The following is an 18,502-nucleotide window of genomic DNA, read 5'->3' as shown; positions in this document are numbered from 1 at the left end:
ATGTTTGTCGATTTGGTGGCGCAAAACAGACGCTTAAATGCTGATGCAATTCGTGACACAAAAGCAGAAACTTTTATAGGCAGCCAAGCTCTCAAACTTGGATTAGCAGATGTGCAAGGCACCCTTGCGCAAGCTTTGGAAGCCTTAACGGATTCCATATCACAAAACCCAACATCAACAACAAAAGAAGGACAAAACACATGGCACGCACACAATCCGCGCTGAGGAAGAGGATGACGAAAAGATTGTCGACATCATCAATGACGAGGAAGAGGACGAAGACGATAATGACGTCGACAAAAACGCCGAAATCTTTGACGACGAAGAAAACGAAGATGAGGACGAAGACAATGAGGACAAAGAAAACAAGCGCGAAGATATGAAAGCCGTGCTTGAAAAAGAAAGAAAGCGCGCAAAAGCACTAACAACCCTTGAAAGGCAAGCAAAGCACTTAGGCGTTTCTTTTGACGCAGCAAAAGCTATTCAAAACGGTATGAGCATCGAGAAAGCACGCCAGTGCGTGTTGACGGCTGCTAGCTCTCAAAGCGCGTCTTTGAAAGTATCGCCTTATGCGCCTCATGCTGATGAAAACAGTAAGGCAAAGATTCATGCAAAATGGGAAACAGCTTGGAGGGCAGTGAAATGACGAATATTATTTATGACGACGTACGCAATGGTGCTTATCTTGGACCCTACGACCCCGATATGTCAAACGAAGAAGTGGTGTTTGCATCAGGAGCCTTCATTGAAGCGGGAACTGTCATGGGAAAGGTGACTGAAACGGAAAAATATGTCCCTCTTGATCCAGCAGCATCGGATGGCAGTCAAACACCGGCAGGGATTTCTTTTGCCACTGTTGACGCAACAGAAGCAGATCAACGCGCCGTGATTACAGCACGCTTATGCACTGTAAAAGCTTCTGAATTGCTATGGCCAGATACAATACTTGACCAAGAAAAGATGGCAGCCATTCAGTCTTTAGAAGACAACAATAAAATTCTGTTGCGATAGGAGAATGCGCACATGGATATGAATTTTTTTAAACATGATGCTTTCTCAGCCACCACCATGATGAAAGCGATTGAAAACTATGAGTTTCAACCGGGGCTTATTAGTTCTCTTAATCTTTTTGAGGAAGTGGAAACAAGCACCACAGTGGTTGGTATTGAAAGACGTGACAATACATTGTCCTTGATTCAAACCAGTGAACGTGGCGCCCCCTTGGCAGAAGGTGATAGAGATGGACGTAATCTTCGGTTTTTCAAAACAACACGGATTGCCAAAAGTGACACGGTGAAATCAGAGGAAATCCAAAACCGACGTGAATTTGGGACAGAAGATCAACTCGAGACAGCAATGAAATATATTGCCAGAAAACAAAAGAAACTGATTTCTGAAATCGAATTGACATGGGAAAACATGCAACTTGGCGCTGTTCAAGGGGTGGTTCTTGATGCCGATGGCTCTGTCATTGTCGATTGGTACAAGGAATGGGAAATCGCACCACCAAAGCCGATTGACTTTAAATTAAATAATGAGACAACCAATGTTGCGGACCATGTTGATCAAGTCATTATGAAAATGATTGAAGCTTCAAAGGGAGCGTTTTCTGATCGTTCGCGGATTATTGGGCTTTGTGGAAATGAATTCTTTTCCAAGTTGAAAAACCATAAAACAATTCGTGAGACCTATCTCAACACAGCCTTAGCACAAACACTCAATAGCGCCGGAGGTGTTGCAACACCAAGTGCAATTGGTTCTGGGAGCTTTGGCAGTTTTGACTTTGCGGGCGTTACTTTCATTAATTACCGGAGTATTCACAACTATAATGTGAGTGCGAAGGCTGGAACAAAGCGTGCCATAGGCATTAAGCCGGATGAATGTCAATTCTTTCCTGTTGATGCGCCTGGTGTATTCCAAAAAACCTTTTCTCCTGGAGAAAGTTTGGATTTTGCCAACACGGTTGGAAAACCTCTCTACACCATGCTGATCGTTGATCACGACCGTAATGCATGGGTAAAACCGGAGGTCTATAGCTATCCGCTTTACATCTGCACACGCCCTGAAATGCTCTTTAAAGCGGTCAGTGGAGGAAAATAACATGCGATGGCACGGGTTGCTAAACCAAATGATTCAAGATGTGCGCAACACCTTTGGGCAACCCGTCATCTACACGCGAAAGGATAATCAACAATCGTTTCAAATTACAGCGATTTACACCATTAAGCATTCGGAATCGGAGGCTGGTGGCAGAATCCCCACCACAATCGCAAAAAAGGAACTTGATGTTTGTATCAATGATATCGGGGGAATACCACCAAAACCTCAAGATAGCGTTGTAGTTATGACGCTTGAAAGTACGAAAGATAGCTTTTCTCAAGAGCATTTTATTGTGACGGATGTACAGGCTTCGGAATCTGGCATGTATAAGCTTATTTTACGTGCACAGGAACGCTGATGTTACCAAGAGAAATTTAAAGGAAATAAACACTAAAGATATTTTGTATCACTTTTATTATTGACCTCTTTGAATAAATGTAATACATTAATTTATGATTATTACTTATGATGAAATTAAACGACACAAAAACATTGAAAAACATGGGCTTGATTTTGCTGATCTTCAAATAGAATTTTTTGAAACAGCGATCATCCTTCCAGCAAAGCAAGGACGTTTTATGGCTATTAATGTTTTTACCAATAATGTTATTGCAGTCGTTTTTGCTACACTTGGCGATGAAGCGGTTTCTATCATTTCTATGAGACGTGCGAGCAAAAAAGAAAGGAGTTTAATATTATGACGAAATATCCATATATTAAACCTCTCACCGATGAAGAAGAGGCTGAAATTCAAAAAGAAATTGCATATGATCCAGACGCTCCAGAAGCGACAGATGAACAAATTGCTCAAGCAAAATCATTTGCAGAAGTATTTCCTGATTTAGCTGAAAGCATTAAACGTTCTCGAGGGCGACCACAAATTGATAACCCTAAAGAGCAAGTATCAATTCGTTTGTCACCAGATGTTTTAAAAAAACTTAAAGCCTTGGGTCGTGGGTGGCAATCAAAAGTCGATGACATTTTACGTAAAGCAGTTGGGTTATAAGGCTTTTGTTTATACTATAACACATTTTAATGTCTCTCTGTTTGCTCTATTATTAATAATAGGCGCAAAGTTAATTACAGTGACTTGTTCGTAAATCTTTTTCGATCAAATGTCTGACATAGCGTGTATAAGGAATAGCTTGATTTTTCGCTTTTTCCTTTAAAGCTTTCATAAGTGCTTGAGGCAAGCGAATATTTATAGAAGCTTCTTTAGGTAAGAATTCAAAATGAACGGGTTTAAAACCAGTTAAGTCATAATCCGTAAGATTAGCAGTATCAACGAAGTTTTCTGCTTCTTCATCCGTTTTGAAAACGGGTATTTGTTTTAATTGAGAGGTTTCCATAAAAATTAATCTTTTTTTGGTGCGTATAAGCTGCCTTTAAAAGCTTTAAAGTTTAGAAGAAATATATCTATTTAAACTTACACCATTTTCGGCAGCTTGAATTGCTAGTTTTCTATGAAGTTCTGGTGGAATTCTTAATTGAAACTTACCACTATATTTACCATGTGACAAAGGCACAGGAACCTCTTCTCCATTGTGTTGCATATCCTCAACAACCTTTGAAACGAGATCCATAATGCCTTTTAAAGCTTTCTCTGCTTGAGCGTCTAACCATGAAAGGGATGGGAATTCTGCACATAATCCGACATATTCCTCATCTTCTTGCGACCACAAAACACGATATGTATAATGATTATTGTTCATGTTTCATCCTTTCTATCGCTTGTAAGACTTGTTTAACCTGATAAGCTTTTGCTTTATTACCAGAATCTTTTTGAATATTCACACGAGGATCACCAAGCCACGGTGTTTTAAAAACAAAGTGGCTTGTACCATTGTTCCGTGGTTCTCCAAAGAAATAGACACATACAGCCAACAAATCTGAAAACTTAATGTTCTTTGGTGATGCTTTCATCAAGCTGATTATTTTTTCAACTTTATTACTCACAACCAATAATAGTATCATTATTAATCCTAGTCAATCACTTTATACACTTAATTGAACAGGAGCCCCCATGCATCCCCGCGAGACGATAAGAGAAACATTTGTTGCTTTGATAAAGGCAGCAAAAACAGTGGCTGGTGACAATGTTTTCAATATGCGTGACTTCAATTTATTTATTGAAACAATGCCCGCTATTAATATCTCAACGCAAAGTGAAACCATTGAAGATGGACATGATTTTGGCTTAAGGCGGCGTGTTTTAACAGTAGACGTTGAATGCTATGCAACATGTGAAGAGGGTGCACGCTTTGTTGACCAATTAGCGTGGGAAGTTGAAGAGATTTTCCACACCAACCCCAATCTTAACAACACCGTTGAGACATGCCGCCTGCAAAATATTGCTTTTGCCTTTGGTGATAATGGCGCCCTAGCGCTCCACGGTGCAATTTTAACCTTTGACGTGACGCACATAACCAATATCCCCTACCCTGATGAAGGAAATGCAACCGTAGGAGTTGTTGAACCCCTTGTCGGTTTTAAACCCGAAACAGGTATGGGAAACAAAGACAAATACCATAAAATTGAAGGTGACCATGTTAGAGCGACGCGATAAAGAGATCACGGATTTAAAAAGACGCGTGGCCAATATGGTTATGGTGGGTAAAATTAGCCATGTTGACCATAAAAACGCACGCTATCGAGTAAAAACTGGAAATCTTATCAGTGATTGGATTCCAGATACCCAAGCGCGTGCTGGTAAAACACGCTCTTATGAAGGGCGCGATGTTGGAGAACAAGTCATTGTTGTCTCATCATCAGGCGATTTATCACAAGGGGTGATTGTTGGCTCTATTCATACCGATGCGAACCAAGCAGCTGATAAAGGCAATATTCATAAGACACTTTATCCCGATGGTACCAGCCTTGAATATGATGATGAACAAAACACCTATGCCCTTAATATAAAATCGGGAGGAAAGTTTATCCTAACCATCTCTGATGGCGTATCACTCAAAGGAGATGCTGGTAAGCTAGAGCTTAGTGCACCAGAAGGCATCAAAATCACTTCAGAAAGTAATCTGAGTTTAAAAGCAAAGGGCAACATTTCACTCCATTCACAAGATGGAATTTCTCTTCATTCAAGCAATGAGGTTTCCATCAATTCAAGGGAATTAAAGCATAACAGCACCAATGTCGGAGCAACCCATGTTCATGGAGGTGTTTTCCCTGGTGGTTCCATGACAGGAGGTCCGAATTGAACAGTGGAATGGACCGTACAACAGGAAAGCCATTGGTTGGCATAGAGCATTTGCGACAGTCGATTATTGATATCTTGTCAACACGCATTGGCACACGGGTGATGCGACGTGATTATGGTTCACGTATTGCAGAACTCATTGATGCACCGGTTAACAGCAGCTTTTCTGTTGCTCTTTATGCCGCCGTTGCTGAGGCTTTAGACAAATGGGAACCACGTTTTAAGCTCCAAAAGATTGATTTTAAAATGCTTGGAACCGGACAAGTTTCTCTGTCCTTTGAGGGCATGTATTTGCCCTCAGGAAAGCCCATTACCATGGAAGGATTATTGATACAATGAATGGAGTGCTTGCAAAACCGGAAATTATTACAGAACTTTCTTTTGAGGAAATCCGCGCTGCTGTTCTTACCCATTTAAAAGAGCTTTTACCCGAATATACATTTTTGGAAAGTGATCCAGCCGTAAAAGTTATTGAGGCTTTTAGCTATCGAGAACTGCTTTTAAGACAGCGTATCAATGAGGCAGCACGCAATAATATTCTTGATTTTGCCACCGGTGAATCCCTTGATGCTTTGGGAAACTGGCACGGTATTGCCCGCTTAGAGGGTGAGAGTGATGAGAGGTATCGTGAACGCATACAGCTTCATGCCCGTGGGGGAAATGGAAGTGGAACAGAACCCTATTACAAGCTTATCGCCTTAACAGCCGATAGTCGTGTGAAAGATGCCATTATTTACCGCAAAGGCAAAGATCCAACCATCTATGTTGCTGTTTTTGGCAACAATGAAGAAGGGACAGCCTCTGAAGATCTCTTACAAACAGTTTCACAAGCTCTTCACAGAAAAAATATCATCATGACCAATGATACCATCATTGTGCATGCTGCTGTCAAAAAAGCGCTAGACTTAGAAGCCGATGTTTGGCTGCTTCCAGAAGCATCTTTGAAAATTCTCACGACAATGGAGGAAAATTTACGCACAGCTTGGAAACAAGAACAAGCCATTGGTCGCGAATTAAGCCTCTCGTGGTGGGTTTCAAAACTGATGATCCCTGGTGTCCAGAAAGTGATTGCCATTACACCCACAAAGGACAGTGCGGTTTGTGATGAAGAAATCTTATCGATTGGCAAAATCACCTTAAACTTTAAAGGGCGGGCGCGCTAATGGTTGGCTCGCTTCTCCCTTCACATGCAACAGAATTTGAGAAACGCCTTGCCGATGCTTGCGACTTTCATCAAGATGTTGATGGGTCTGTTTTGGGGATTTCACGTGCAAAACTAATCACACGCCCTCCCCGCTTTTTGCCATGGTTGATTGAAGAATATGGACTTGGTGAACTTTCGCCTTATGTTCCAAACCTCTATGATTTGATTGACCAAGGGCTTGCATGGCAGCGCCTGCGCGGCTCTGTTGCAGCAATAGAGATGGGGTTGAGATGGTTAGAGATTTCCGCGCACTTTACACCCGCATGGTCTGGGCGTGCATGGTGGAATTCCTTTCAACTTGATTTTGATCAATTGCCTGAACAAAGCAGCCTTGAAACCATTGGAGCGATTGTCGACCTTTCCAAAAGCTTTCGCTCTGATTTCCGCCGTGGGACCTATGGTTATGATGTGGAAGCCATAGAGGGGGATATGTCACACCTTGATGACAGCATGCTGGATTTTGAAAGTGGCGTGCGCTTAACAGCTCGTGACACACTGTTTTCCTTTGGACGCACAACACAAATCAAACACACGCTCACAAAAGAAGAAGGCAAACGCATTGGCAACTGGATTGATGACACAGATGAGGAGTTAAGCTGGAGCCAAATCGATTACCCTTGGGAGTTGGCAAATTTTCCTTGGTGTTCGGTCAAAAAACACGAACGCGATATACTCATGGCAGAGTGGTTCCAAAACCGTCCCCTTTATTTGGCTTTAAGAGACGTTGAAAATACTCTGATTGGCTATCGAAGATGCAACATTGTCCAGCCTATTGAACAAGCGATCGATGGCGCCTACAGCCATTGCGGTAACAGATTTAATCCTTCCCCAACTGGTACCATGCTGTTTCTTGCTGCCCGCACAGATTTTGAGGATGTTGATGACAAACAAGCTGCCTCTGTTTCCCTTCTCATTCATGGCTCTCTCGTAGAACAAACACCCCTTGGTAAACTTTGGTTAGGGGCTGATGAACTACGTGGTGGAGTGGAGATCCTTAAAACACCCATCAACATTTCTTTGCGTGCTGATGTTCGCGAACAATTCAAGATTTTATTGAGGTTTTAACATGAAACATGAAAGCGGCTTACCCTTTGCAATTGATAGATCGGTCGGCAAAGATGAACAACAAAGCGTGGTGTTTTATGGCAGGCGCTCTTTTCTTCAAGCGGGTGAACTCAATGAAATGCAAACCATCATCAGGGGGCGTCATGACCGTTTGGGGCGCCTTGTGGCACAAGAAGGAGACCGCGTTGAACGAGCAGATGCCTTTGTCAATAAAGACACAAAAACCGTTACCTTAACAGAGGGCAAGATTTATATCGCAGGCGATATCTTTCCCGTCTCAAATGCTGTTCTCACGAATATTTCCATGATGGGGCGCGTGGAAATCGGTGTAAAGTTGCAAAAGAAATGGGTGACCTATGAGGATGATCCAGAACTGTTAGGACAAGTTCCAGGCTCCTTGGCAGAAGGAGAACCCGGGGCGGCACGCGAGGTCGCAAAACTTGTCTGGGCTCTCAAAGATGATGACCAGAAAGGGACTTTTTTTCCGGTCTATATCTTGCAAGATGGCGTTTTGATTGATCAAAAATCCCCCTCACTCCTTGAACCGGCTATGCAAGCCATTGCGACGTATGATCGCGCCCATGGACACTATATTGTGGGGGGATGCCGTGTCACAGCTTTGGGGCAAGAGGGACAAAAGCAAGTGTTCAGTATTCAAGAGGGAGAAGCCAATATCAATGGTTTCAAACGCAAGCGCTTGGCCGCTTTGCGCTATGAAGAACTCGAGGACTTTTCGACAAGTGCCGTTCCTAGTGAAACCCATATTTTTGCACCTCCAAAGGGCAAGACAAGCTTTACCTTTAAAACCTATTACGCTCCCATTGCTGCTGTTCATTCCCTTTTGTTGACGAAAGAAAAAACCGTGACAATAACCCGCGGTGCAGTTGCCTCCGGGCGTGATGGGGTGGCGGACAAAAGCATCACCGCTTTTATCAAAATTGTTCAAGGAACCAAGGAATTTAAAGAAGGCAAGGATTTCAAAAAAACCGGAGACACCATTGATTGGGCGCCCATGGGGGAAGAACCACTCCCCGGCAGTAGTTATAAAGTGACCTATCGATACCGCGCGAGCATAAAAGCGGATAAAGTAACAGCGCAGGAAATCACCGTCTCAGGAGGGGCTGAGGGAGGTGATATCATTGTAAGCTACACTTATAAACTCCCCCGCATTGACCGTATTGGTCTCAACACAGGAGGCAATGTTGTCTATATCAAAGGCGTCTCGGCAGACCAACCCATGGCGCCCAGTGTCCCGGATGATGTGCTCTCCCTTGCTACCATTACCAACAATTGGCTTAGCACCCCCTTTGTGGTCAATGATGGCACGCGTGTTGCGCCTTATGATGAGATGTGGCGTTATTTTCAACGGGTGCTTTCCCTTGACCGCCTGATGCAATTAGAGCGCATTAAAAGCAATGTTGACTCTAAAGAGCCCGTTGCCAAAAAAGGCATGTTTGCAGACCCTTTTCTCGATGACAGTTACAGAGACGAAGGTTTTGAACAAACAGGGGCTATTGGTCATGGCATTTTACAGCTTGCCATTGATCCAACCTTTTACACCGCTCACCTGACCGCACCCATCACCCTTGACTGGACAAATGAAGTGATCATTGCACAAGAATTGACAACGGCTTGCGAAAAGATCAACCCCTATCAAAATTTTGCACCTCTCCCTGGAACAGTCACCCTTAATCCCGCAACAGATTTTTGGCATGAACAGCGCACCGATTGGCTTTCAAGTGTCACCAATCAACTCAATATGGGCTGGAATCGCGGGAGAACTATCCGTAACACGGAAGTACGTGATGACCTCATCAATGAGACTCGAGAGCAAATCGATTTTTTAAGACAAATTAAGTTGAATTTTAAGATTGAAGGTTTTGGTCGTGGAGAAATCTTGGACAGTCTTACCTTTGATGGTGTGGATGTCTTACCAAACAGCCGCCTTGTTGCCGATAGCAAAGGCACCCTTGAAGGGAGTTTCAAGATTCCTCCAAACATTCCCGCCGGTACAAAAAATGTTATAGCACGAGGGAAAGGTGGAACAACAGCAACGGGGCTTTTTACCGGTCAAGGGGTGATTGATGTAAAGGTGATGCGGCGTACCACCACAGTGAAAATATGGACACAAGTAGACCCGCAAGCCCAAGTCTTTACCCCCGATGAAACACGGCAAATCACGGGGATTGATTTTCATCTTTGTAAAATAGGCAATCAAGCCCATGATCTGGTGATTGATTTGGTCACCACCGAAAACGGTTATCCTACCGCTGATATTCAAGCCCAAACCTCCTATTCCATGAAGGGTGCCAAAACCGGCTGGGCTGGCGCACGCTATGATGTACCCTTAACCGTTCCTGATGACCGTCTCACCGCCTTTGTCATTAAAACCGATGATGCGGATCATTCCGTATCACTGGCTAAACTTGGGGATTTTGATAAAGACAGCCAAAGATATGTCTCAAGCCACCCCTATGTGACGGGTCCGCGCTTTTCTTCTGTCAATGCACAAAGCTGGAGCGCCCATCAAGATGAAGCATTAGCCTTTCGGGTGTTGGCTGCACGCTACAGGCAAACAGAAAAGAGGGTTGATTTAGGCACCTTTGATCTTGTGGATTGTTCTGATTTGCAAGTGCGTGCAGCTGTCGAATTGCCTTCAAGCGATTGCTCTGTCATCTTTGAAATTGAACGCAACAACGGCACGGTTTACCAACTGCTACCCTTTCAATTGCTAAGCCTTAGCGAATATATCAATGAAAAGGTCAAGCTTCGCGCTATTCTTAAAGGCACAGAGAAACTCTCTCCAGTCTTATTTGCCCCGGTTCAGTTGATTGCAGGAAAGATTCATAAAACAGCAACTTATATCACGCGGGCTTTTGCCTTTGGGGAAAAGGCGAGACTAACCAGCTATATCAAAACATTCTTGCCAGGTGGTGCAACCTTTACACTGGAGATGCAACTGGATGATGGTAGTTTCACCCCTTTAAAACTCGATGAAACAGAACAACTTGCTGAACCACCTTGGACAGAACGCAAATTTGTCAGTGGTGACAAAACAGCACGGCAAGCACGCCTTAAACTCACCCTTACCGGTGGACCGGCGGCGCGTTCCATGGTGTGTGATTTTGGCGCTGGCATATTATGAGGGGAGAATGAGAGATGACAAAAACCAAAAAACTCGACATGGAATTGCCTAAAGAGGGGCGTTTTATCAGTTCTGAATTCCCCATTTTGCGTGAAAACTTGGGCAAACTTGATCAAGCGCTTGTAGCGGTTGAGGAAAAAATAGACGAAAAAGCCCCTTTACACCACACGCATACCATAAGTGAAATCACAGATCTAGAAAGTACCCTTAATGGCAAGATGGCAGCCGATAAAACCTTCACTTTTGCTGATTTAAGCGATATCGAGGGGGCAAAAGATGCCGCCAACAATTATGTTCTCTATAAATCAAGCAACAATAACTTCACCTTTGGCAGTGCTGTCTCACTGTTAGGTGCGCACCAACATAAAACCGAAGATATCGTGGGGCTTGATGATTTTAGAGCCAAAATCAATCAAGATCTGACCAGCTATGGTCGCCTAAAACAAGCCAATGAATGGCAAAGTTATAATAAATTTACCAGCAAAGTCACCATGAGTGGTGGCTTAGAGCTTTTAGGCAATTCGTCGTTTAATCTTATCCAGAATGGCCAAGTGATCACCAGCCTAAGTGCAAGTGGAAGCTTGCTTAAAGGACCGCTGAAAGTGGACGGTGATGTTGTTTATACGAAGGCGCAAGTGGATGAAGCCATCTTGGCAGGGATAAAGAGGCTAAAAAAAGATTTGACCGATAAAATCACCAATTGGCCGGCTCTTGCTGATGCTGAATTGCTCTATACGCAAAATGGCAAAATTGAATGGCCCGATTGGGTAACAGATAACACAAAAGTTGAAATCCAAGCTTGGGGTGGTGGCGGTAGTGGCGGTGGATCGGATACTCCATATTTGGGAGGCGGTGGCGGCGGTGGCGGTTGCAGCGTGTGGTATGGCTATAAAGCAAGTTTAAACGGTCATGAGGATATAGTCATTGGTAAAGGAGGAGCTTCTGTTTCAGGGCGGAGTGTACAAGGTAATTCTGGAGGAACAACAATCGTTGGAAAGAATTTTATTACCGCTACAGGAGGACGTAATGGAACTGCTGCTTATTATAACATATCATCAAGAACGGGTTACTCAGGCTCTGGTGGCGCTGGAGGAGTTGGTGGAAATTTGGGTTTAGCAACAGACGAACATCCAGGACTTGCCAAAGGCGGCAATGGTTATGCTGGAACGAATGGAAGAAGCGGTATAAGTGGTAACGGTGGTGATGCTGGAGGCGATACATCAAGAGGTGGCTCTGGTGGGATGGGACAAGGTTCCCATAGTTCAGGAAAAGCAGGACGTGGTTTTGGGGGTGGCGGTGCTGGTGCTCACTCTGATTCTTCTCCAAGTGGTGCTGGAGCTGATGGTGCTGTCCTTATAAGATTGTGGAAAGATTAATTACATAACCAAAGAGAGCACAATTCAAATGGTGCTTGTTGTATAAGCAGGTTTGTATGATCTTTTTAAAGTTCTCTTCAAAGCCCTTTTAAATGGCTTTTTGACTGACAGTGTCAGGCTTATGAGAGAGGATTAGTATTGTTATGGTCTCTCCATTGATTTGGAGAGCAAAATGACAATAGAATTTAAACTTCGTATTCACTTTATTAAGGATGGTAAGAGATCTGAGTTTTTAGCAATATTTGATCAGACAGTTATTGGTGTGGTTGTAAAATCCTTGATGTTGACGTGCAAGTTTATTCCCTCCATGAGTTTGTGCTTCTCTTTACGCATGAGTTGGAGAAACAGGATAGTGTTCGGCTTCATAAGCTTCAATTAACAAAACAAGAGTTTTCATTTGATCAAATTCTGGAGTCCCCTCTTGAGGTTGATTATCAAACATTGCAGACACAATTTCTAAGGCTTCTTGATAATCTTGTTCAGTGCGAATAGGCTTGATGTTCATTTTTTAAATTTCTTTAAATGATATAATATCGATGGCATATTGTTTAAATTGTAACGGTTTTAAAATTAATTGCAAAGAAGACTATCCATGACCACACGTAATCCTAATCGTTGTCCTTCTCATCCAGGAGAAATTTTAGCTGAATCCTTAGAACATTTAAATGCAAGCAAAACCGAAATTGCTCGGATTCTTCAAATATCACGCCAGCACTTGCACGGTATCCTTAAAGAAGAACGTCCAGTCACAGCCGTAACAGCAGCTCGCATTGGTAAATTGTTAGGAAATAGACCAGCCCTTTGGCTACAGCTTCAAGCCAATTATGATGCTTGGCATGCTGAACGGGAAACAGATGTTAGCAAAGTTCCAACACTCCATACTGTTTAATTGTATAACTCAGTCTCTAGAAACTTTTCCAAGTGGCTTTATTGCTTTAACTTCTTTAATTTTAAGTGCAATTTTACGCATAAAAGCAAGACTAAAACGCCCTTGTGGTTTTAAATCTTCAAAGTCAAACAAAGATTCGCAAGAAACAACATTAAATTCATCAACACGTACCCAAGATTGCTTTTGCAAACCCACACGTTTGCATTCTATCTCAGGTACTTTTAAGCTAAATTGCAAATTAACTGGCTCTTGAGAAGTGATAGGAAACAAAAAAAGATGCTTTTCAGTTTTAACCATGACACAAGAAGGACGCACTTTACGCCCTGAATGTTCACCTTTTTGCGCTTGTTCGTGCCATAAATAATAATACCGAACAACATCCCCTGCTTTAAACATGTTCATCACTGTTTAAAATGTCATCTAAACCACGATCTAAATCATCTAATATATTTTGCGGTGCATCTGCATAGGAAAAAGATTGTACACTAGAACGCGCTTTTATTAATTCATGATATAAATCAACAGGAAGCATAATGATTTTTTCACGTCCTCGTTTTGTCAAAGCAACAGGTGTTGACATAGCCTCGTCTAAAATATCACCTGCCCCGCGGTTGACATCTGTAAAACTATATTTTTTCATAAGTACAGCCTTTTAATAGATAATACGTATTGTACGTATAATATGTATTATGTAAAGATATTTTACAACGTACTGGAGAGAAAAAGCACCCTCTTGTAACTGAAATAAGCCAATCAAGGGAGCTATTAAACTCATCCTCACCTTAAATAAAAAACTTAAGTGATAGGGCTTTTTTAGCACATGCAATGTAAGCTATTTGTTGACATTTATAGTCTTTCACGCTATATAAAGGAATGATTAAAACGTTTAAAAGCAAAACATTGGCAGAATTATTCAAAACGGGAAATTCATCCAAGATTGATAAGAGACTTGTAAAACGTATCATGGTTCGTCTTGATCGTTTAGATTTTTCTGAAAAACCAGAAGATATGAATCTTCCAGGATTTAACTTTCATTCTTTGATTGGATATTCACCCACTCGTTCACTGTCCACGTTAACGGACCATGGTGTATTACGTTTGAATTTGACTCATGTAATGCTTACCGTGTTGATCTTGAACAATATCACTAAGGATACAGTTATGAATGACATTCCTGCACAAAGAGATAAAAACCGCTGCCCTACTCATCCAGGAGAAGTTTTAGCAGATATTATTCCTGAGACAGGCAAAACAAAATTAGAAATTGCACAGATGCTCGGTATATCACGCCAACATCTTTATGATATCCTGAAGGCAAAAAAGCCAGTTTCTCCTGCTATTTCTGCTTGCCTTGGAAAAATGTTTGGTGATGGAGCTGCCATATGGTTACGTATGCAAGCCAATTATGATGCTTGGCATGCTGAACGGGAAACAGATGTTAGCAAAGTTCCAACACTAACAGCTAGCGAAATGAATGCGCAAATGGAACATAGCCATTCGTAATCTTTTCCCCGCCCTTAAAGACGGGGAGATGAGTCATGTTTAAAAAACTAAGCAGCCTTTTTAATGGGATTCTTTAAACTGGCTCATAAGTTTTCAACAAAGGTTCCATAATCGGAGGAGGTCTTAAAGACCCAAAATTTTGAGTGCATTCGGACTTTCATCTTGAAGCTTTAAAATTAAAGCTTTTTCTATCGCATCCATGGTTTCAATGAGAGCACTAAAAACTTTATCTTCAACATCATCACGATCAGAAAACTGATACAATGCCATCCATAAATCACATAAGAAGTTGGTATCTATCTTCATTGTACACCTCCATGGATTTGCTCTCTCAAACATGCTAGTCCTCTGGATGTGATTTTTGTTGAAGGGAGTACCTTTTCTGTACCGTCTGGCCTTTGAATAGTAATAGCAGGGCAATCCATAAAGCCTTTCTTGATTTTATCTTGGTAAGGTAACAGAGGCGCCCCTGGAGCACGTCGATAGATCCAATCATGTTTACGCAAGTAATCGGTTAAGTCCTTTGGTCGTACTTCTAACATCTTGCGGCTTCAATAAGACCAAACAAACCATCAGAACGTTTTAGACCCTCAAGCGCCTCTGCTTTTGGTGCTAATTCTGCAATAACATGATCTTTTTTCTCGATTTGACTTTGTAGATGATTCAAAACACCCAGTAATGCTTCTGGTTTAGAGTAGTCAACTTGTGGTGTTGCTACTTGCCTTTCCAACTCTTGCCAACGGTCAATAATCTTTGCTCGCAAGACAGTGCTGTAACCAGACACGAGAATTAAACATTCGCGCTTGGGTAGATTATAGCAGTTTTGAGGCTTTCCCTGTTTGTCTAAATAGGTGCCCCCAAATTTGGGGAGACCTCTTTCAGGGTATAATTCTTCAAGTATTTTCTTGATATCTCGCATAACATGGTCATGCCTTTTACCACACAATTCGGCAATCTCACGACTAGACATAGTCGGAACCGCTGCGTCGTTAGCAACGTTTTCCGTAATTTTAATAAAGGTATTCATTGCGAACTCCTTATGGTTAGATGTTTTCATTGACACCTTAGAAAGGTATCGGGTGCTAGCAACACATTGATTTATATATAATTTACTGTTTTGCATATTGAATTAAAGCCCCGAATATAGTAAGATTTTCTTATTCTAAACCCTCTCAGATTGAATCAATTCATATCACTTGCTTGCACGTCAAAAGCGGGGCTGGCGTGTGGGTAAAAACTGTATAAGAAAGGACTAAAATGGCTCTTATGAACCGTCTTAATGCAAGATCTGTCGCAACATTGGGGGCTGGCAAATATAATGATGGTGCTGGCTTATTACTTCACAAGCGTAAAGATGGTGGTGCTCAATGGATTTACCGTTATACTATTCACGGACGTCGTCGTGAAATGGGCTTGGGAGCATTGCGAGATGTCTTTTTAAAACAAGCCCGTGAATTGGCAACTGGGTGGCGTTCGGTTTTACGTGAGGGTCGTGACCCCATTAAAGAACGCAATAAACAAAAGCGTGAAGCAATAAGCAATCTCCATTATTTAAAAGATATTGCTCTAGATGCTTTTGAAAGTCGTAAAGCTGAATTAAAAGGGGATGGGAAAGATGGAAATTGGTTTGCACCTTTGCGGCTTTACATTCTCCCTAAATTAGGCTGTCTGCTGGTTTCTGAGATTACACAAACAGAGATACGCAACACGCTTGCCCCTATCTGGCATACAAAAGCTGGAACAGCAGAGAAAGCACTCATTCGCCTTAATATATGTCTCAAACATGCGGCTGCATTAGGATTGGATGTTGATTTACAAGCAGCAGAAAAAGCACGCGCTCTTTTAGGCAAACAACGTTATAAAAAACAAAATATACCTGCCATGGATTGGAGAGACATTCCTGCTTTTTATAAAACACTTTGCCAAATAACAGCTATAACACAACTGGCTTTACGTTTGCTTATTCTGACAGGCGTTCGTACTTTTCCTTTACGTCATATTCATAAAGATCAGATTGATGGAAATATATGGACAATTCCTGCTGAAAATATGAAAGGAAAGCGTGATGCAACAACAGAATTTTGCGTCCCCTTATCAACAGAAGCATTAAAAGTGATAGAATAAGCACGCCCTCTATCTCGCAATAGATTCCTTTTTTCTACGCGCAGTCGTGGTCCTCTTGGAGACACTTGCATGTCAAAATACATGAAAACAACTAGACTTGATGCCTGCCCCCATGGTTTTCGCTCTAGTTTACGCAATTGGCTTGCTGAAACAACCGATGCCCCCTATGAGGTCGCTGAAACTATTCTAAGTCATACGGTAGGCGGTAAAGTAGAGCGTGCCTATCGTCGTACTGACTATCTAGAACAGCGCCGTGTCTATATGGATAAATGGCCGGCTTATGTCACTGGGCAATCTTAAGATATGGGGTGAATAACCCCATTATCTGTGGATAACTTTCTCTCTCTTCTCTCTCATTCTCTCTCAATAAGACGCATAAATTATCACATCAGAAATTATATGATAAAATATTGTTTTATATAAATAAAATACCTTCAAAAATGAACCAAAATGTGCTTAATAAATAGGCATAATTTGGTTCTATTTTTTGAAAATAAAAGGATTTTAGAATGACAGAAAATGATATTCTTTTAACAGACCGTGAAAGTGCAAAATTGCTTCATATGAGTGTCTCAACTTTCCGCCGTCATGTTACCAGTGGCTCTCTCCCAAAACCTTTAAAATTTGGTTTTTTATCGCGTTGGTTACAATCGAATCTTTTGAATGTAATCGAACAAGCAAAACAGCAACGTCAAAGTGATGCGGCATAAAAAAACCTTGTCACGTAAGGACGGACAAGGCTTTCTCAAACTCATCACCCTGAGGATAGTACAATCCGTCCTATGACGCAACATTATAGGATTACTAAGTGTATTCCCTACGTTATACTGCTTCACATACAGTGTTGAGATTGTTGATTGAGGAGACAATCCCGCACAAGCATGGGAACACATGAATGTGGGGATTGTAGTTTCCACAAACAGCAATATTTAAGGATAGCATTCATATTGTTCTGGATGCTTTTTACAAAAAGGGCTGTTTAAGCGCTTTTTGACACTTCTTTGTGGAACAACAGCGCCTGGTCGACAAATGGGAAGATCCTCGGCTTTATGATTTCCACACCAGCCCCCCCCCACATCATATTTATCATGAAAACCAGCTTGAATCATACAAGCTTCTATGGTTGCCCATGCATTGTTGCTTAAATTTCTGTTTTCTGGAAATACATCATAAGGAGCTGGCATGCCACATTCTAACAAGGTTTTTTTTACCTCAAGCCGATCTGCTCCTGTTTTCTCCCACACAGTGAAGTATCCTGTAGGAGGTTTATTAAACTGGCATCCCATTATAACTAATAAAGCTGTGCAACTCAATAATTTAAACAACATGTTCATTTTTTCCTCATTCAAGGTTTTTGTTCACGATGAGAAGAGCCATAACGCTTTTTGCATATATCACTCGCATCTCCAAGACAAGTATGGGAACTTATGGGATTTGTAACCACTCTCCACCATTCTGTCCAAACGTTACTGCCAGCAGGTATTGTCTCATAAGTATAGCCATTACCGCCAATAATTCTGCTGACAAAATCGTATCTATGACCATCAAAGCCAATCGTGGTTTGCTTGCCACCACTTACATACCTTAACAGACCGGCTGCAGCCAAAACATTAGCCGCTGGTCCATAGAAACTGATCGTTGTCTTGCCAGCTACATCATTGATACCTTCTTGTTTGAAAGAATTCATCATATTAAAGCCCGTCAAACTGCCACGACTATGAGCATCAAAATGCAATCCTGTATTACCATAGCGAGACATTAGATCTTTTGCTTCTTGTGTTGAATTGGTCAAACCCCAAAAGTTATTTTCCAGAAACTTCTGGTATCCCGCTACCAGAAGCTCTGAAATAGCAGAATCGGCTTCTGGGAACACAACAAAATAAAG

At 41.9% G+C, this 18,502-nt stretch carries 24 protein-coding genes and 5 pseudogenes; 19 read left to right on the top strand and 10 right to left on the bottom strand.

Annotated elements, in window-relative coordinates; translation table 11 throughout:
- The 7 genes and pseudogenes from PVV57_RS08275 to PVV57_RS08245 all read left to right on the top strand — a co-directional run.
- Positions 1-383: pseudogene (locus tag PVV57_RS08275) on the top strand (S49 family peptidase); the annotation flags it as partial.
- The gene (locus PVV57_RS08270; protein WP_273719344.1) at positions 380-646 is read left to right on the top strand and encodes a hypothetical protein; all 267 of its coding nucleotides are present in this window, start codon (positions 380-382) and stop codon (positions 644-646) included. The pseudogene PVV57_RS08275 and the gene PVV57_RS08270, both read left to right, overlap by 4 nt.
- Positions 643-1,011, top strand: coding sequence for a head decoration protein (locus PVV57_RS08265; RefSeq protein WP_273719345.1), 369 nt, complete (start codon positions 643-645; stop codon positions 1,009-1,011). The genes PVV57_RS08270 and PVV57_RS08265 overlap by 4 nt, the downstream gene beginning before the upstream one ends.
- A 12-nt stretch (positions 1,012-1,023) precedes the next feature.
- The gene (locus PVV57_RS08260; protein ID WP_273719346.1) at positions 1,024-2,100 is read left to right on the top strand and encodes a major capsid protein; all 1,077 of its coding nucleotides are present in this window, start codon (positions 1,024-1,026) and stop codon (positions 2,098-2,100) included.
- 1 nt (position 2,101) lies between these two features.
- The gene (locus PVV57_RS08255; RefSeq protein WP_273719347.1) at positions 2,102-2,458 is read left to right on the top strand and encodes a hypothetical protein; all 357 of its coding nucleotides are present in this window, start codon (positions 2,102-2,104) and stop codon (positions 2,456-2,458) included.
- A 94-nt stretch (positions 2,459-2,552) separates the two neighbouring features.
- Complete coding sequence (locus tag PVV57_RS08250) at positions 2,553-2,801, top strand: BrnT family toxin (protein ID WP_012231069.1); 249 nt, start codon at positions 2,553-2,555, stop codon at positions 2,799-2,801.
- Positions 2,795-3,106, top strand: a complete 312-nt coding sequence (locus PVV57_RS08245; protein WP_375694351.1) for a BrnA antitoxin family protein — start codon at positions 2,795-2,797, stop codon at positions 3,104-3,106. Before PVV57_RS08250 ends, PVV57_RS08245 begins: the two co-directional genes overlap by 7 nt.
- Before the next feature lie 70 nt (positions 3,107-3,176).
- On the opposite strand, the gene PVV57_RS08240 is transcribed toward PVV57_RS08245, so the two are convergent.
- From PVV57_RS08240 to PVV57_RS08230, 3 genes are read right to left on the bottom strand one after another with little or no spacing between them, the layout of a single operon-like run.
- Entirely contained in the window at positions 3,177-3,449 is a 273-nt protein-coding gene (locus PVV57_RS08240; protein WP_273783852.1) for a BrnA antitoxin family protein, read from the bottom strand.
- A 45-nt stretch (positions 3,450-3,494) separates the two neighbouring features.
- Positions 3,495-3,812, bottom strand: coding sequence for a type II toxin-antitoxin system HicB family antitoxin (locus tag PVV57_RS08235; protein WP_273719435.1), 318 nt, complete (start codon positions 3,810-3,812; stop codon positions 3,495-3,497).
- Complete coding sequence (locus PVV57_RS08230) at positions 3,802-4,074, bottom strand: toxin HicA (RefSeq protein ID WP_026017295.1); 273 nt, start codon at positions 4,072-4,074, stop codon at positions 3,802-3,804. Before PVV57_RS08230 ends, PVV57_RS08235 begins: the two co-directional genes overlap by 11 nt.
- Positions 4,075-4,123: 49 nt before the next feature.
- Here PVV57_RS08230 and PVV57_RS08225 point away from each other — a divergent pair, with 49 nt between their 5' ends.
- From PVV57_RS08225 to PVV57_RS08195, 7 genes are read left to right on the top strand one after another with little or no spacing between them, the layout of a single operon-like run.
- Positions 4,124-4,666, top strand: a complete 543-nt coding sequence (locus PVV57_RS08225; protein WP_273719431.1) for a hypothetical protein — start codon at positions 4,124-4,126, stop codon at positions 4,664-4,666.
- Positions 4,647-5,312, top strand: coding sequence for a phage baseplate assembly protein V (locus PVV57_RS08220; RefSeq protein WP_273719429.1), 666 nt, complete (start codon positions 4,647-4,649; stop codon positions 5,310-5,312). Before PVV57_RS08225 ends, PVV57_RS08220 begins: the two co-directional genes overlap by 20 nt.
- A complete protein-coding gene (locus tag PVV57_RS08215) occupies positions 5,309-5,650 on the top strand; it encodes a GPW/gp25 family protein (protein WP_273719428.1) in 342 nt (113 codons plus the stop codon). Before PVV57_RS08220 ends, PVV57_RS08215 begins: the two co-directional genes overlap by 4 nt.
- The gene (locus tag PVV57_RS08210; protein ID WP_273719427.1) at positions 5,647-6,474 is read left to right on the top strand and encodes a baseplate J/gp47 family protein; all 828 of its coding nucleotides are present in this window, start codon (positions 5,647-5,649) and stop codon (positions 6,472-6,474) included. The genes PVV57_RS08215 and PVV57_RS08210 overlap by 4 nt, the downstream gene beginning before the upstream one ends.
- Entirely contained in the window at positions 6,474-7,580 is a 1,107-nt protein-coding gene (locus tag PVV57_RS08205; RefSeq protein WP_273783851.1) for a phage tail protein, read from the top strand. The genes PVV57_RS08210 and PVV57_RS08205 overlap by 1 nt, the downstream gene beginning before the upstream one ends.
- 1 nt (position 7,581) lies before the next feature.
- Complete coding sequence (locus tag PVV57_RS08200; protein WP_273783849.1) at positions 7,582-10,725, top strand: DUF4815 domain-containing protein; 3,144 nt, start codon at positions 7,582-7,584, stop codon at positions 10,723-10,725.
- A 14-nt stretch (positions 10,726-10,739) separates the two neighbouring features.
- Positions 10,740-12,101: a Bgr_08870 family protein gene (locus PVV57_RS08195; protein ID WP_273719424.1), complete on the top strand. Its 1,362-nt coding sequence runs from the start codon at positions 10,740-10,742 to the stop codon at positions 12,099-12,101.
- A gap of 325 nt (positions 12,102-12,426) precedes the next feature.
- On the opposite strand, the gene PVV57_RS08190 is transcribed toward PVV57_RS08195, so the two are convergent.
- Complete coding sequence (locus tag PVV57_RS08190; RefSeq protein ID WP_012230779.1) at positions 12,427-12,606, bottom strand: hypothetical protein; 180 nt, start codon at positions 12,604-12,606, stop codon at positions 12,427-12,429.
- Positions 12,607-12,693: 87 nt separating this feature from the next.
- Here PVV57_RS08190 and PVV57_RS08185 point away from each other — a divergent pair, with 87 nt between their 5' ends.
- Complete coding sequence (locus PVV57_RS08185) at positions 12,694-12,990, top strand: HigA family addiction module antitoxin (protein ID WP_273783848.1); 297 nt, start codon at positions 12,694-12,696, stop codon at positions 12,988-12,990.
- Between the two features lie 9 nt (positions 12,991-12,999).
- Here PVV57_RS08185 and PVV57_RS08180 read toward each other — a convergent pair whose 3' ends face one another.
- Together PVV57_RS08180 and PVV57_RS08175 are read right to left on the bottom strand one after the other, a co-directional pair.
- Positions 13,000-13,386 carry a hypothetical protein gene (locus PVV57_RS08180; RefSeq protein ID WP_273719550.1) on the bottom strand — a complete coding sequence of 129 codons (387 nt, stop codon included), beginning with the start codon at positions 13,384-13,386 and terminating at the stop codon, positions 13,000-13,002.
- A complete protein-coding gene (locus PVV57_RS08175) occupies positions 13,379-13,630 on the bottom strand; it encodes a type II toxin-antitoxin system prevent-host-death family antitoxin (RefSeq protein WP_012231061.1) in 252 nt (83 codons plus the stop codon). The genes PVV57_RS08180 and PVV57_RS08175 overlap by 8 nt, the downstream gene beginning before the upstream one ends.
- Positions 13,631-13,863: 233 nt before the next feature.
- Here PVV57_RS08175 and PVV57_RS08170 point away from each other — a divergent pair.
- Both PVV57_RS08170 and PVV57_RS08165 read left to right on the top strand, forming a co-directional pair.
- Positions 13,864-14,141: pseudogene (locus tag PVV57_RS08170) on the top strand (type II toxin-antitoxin system RelE/ParE family toxin).
- 10 nt (positions 14,142-14,151) lie between these two features.
- Positions 14,152-14,493 carry a HigA family addiction module antitoxin gene (locus PVV57_RS08165; RefSeq protein ID WP_034454109.1) on the top strand — a complete coding sequence of 114 codons (342 nt, stop codon included), beginning with the start codon at positions 14,152-14,154 and terminating at the stop codon, positions 14,491-14,493.
- A gap of 47 nt (positions 14,494-14,540) precedes the next feature.
- On the opposite strand, the pseudogene PVV57_RS08160 reads toward PVV57_RS08165, so the two are convergent.
- Positions 14,541-14,799, bottom strand: a pseudogene (locus PVV57_RS08160) (hypothetical protein).
- Positions 14,796-15,520: pseudogene (locus tag PVV57_RS08155) on the bottom strand (phage antirepressor KilAC domain-containing protein). Before PVV57_RS08155 ends, PVV57_RS08160 begins: the two co-directional pseudogenes overlap by 4 nt.
- Positions 15,521-15,750: 230 nt before the next feature.
- Here PVV57_RS08155 and PVV57_RS08150 point away from each other — a divergent pair.
- Both PVV57_RS08150 and PVV57_RS08145 read left to right on the top strand, forming a co-directional pair.
- A pseudogene (locus PVV57_RS08150) lies at positions 15,751-16,917 on the top strand (tyrosine-type recombinase/integrase).
- Positions 16,918-17,126: 209 nt separating this feature from the next.
- On the top strand, positions 17,127-17,327 hold the full coding sequence (locus tag PVV57_RS08145) for an AlpA family transcriptional regulator (protein WP_273783847.1): 201 nt from the start codon (positions 17,127-17,129) through the stop codon (positions 17,325-17,327).
- Between the two features lie 219 nt (positions 17,328-17,546).
- On the opposite strand, the gene PVV57_RS08140 is transcribed toward PVV57_RS08145, so the two are convergent.
- Together PVV57_RS08140 and PVV57_RS08135 are read right to left on the bottom strand one after the other, a co-directional pair.
- On the bottom strand, positions 17,547-17,951 hold the full coding sequence (locus PVV57_RS08140; protein ID WP_273783845.1) for a hypothetical protein: 405 nt from the start codon (positions 17,949-17,951) through the stop codon (positions 17,547-17,549).
- A gap of 11 nt (positions 17,952-17,962) precedes the next feature.
- On the bottom strand, positions 17,963-18,502 hold a 540-nt coding region (locus PVV57_RS08135; protein ID WP_273783843.1), incomplete at its 5' end, for a filamentous hemagglutinin.

The organism is Bartonella sp. AU15XJBT (genome assembly GCF_028618615.1).
Classification (GTDB): Bacteria; Pseudomonadota; Alphaproteobacteria; order Rhizobiales; family Rhizobiaceae; genus Bartonella.
Note: the sequence above shows the minus strand (reverse complement) of the source record. Positions and strands in the feature narration are given on the sequence as shown.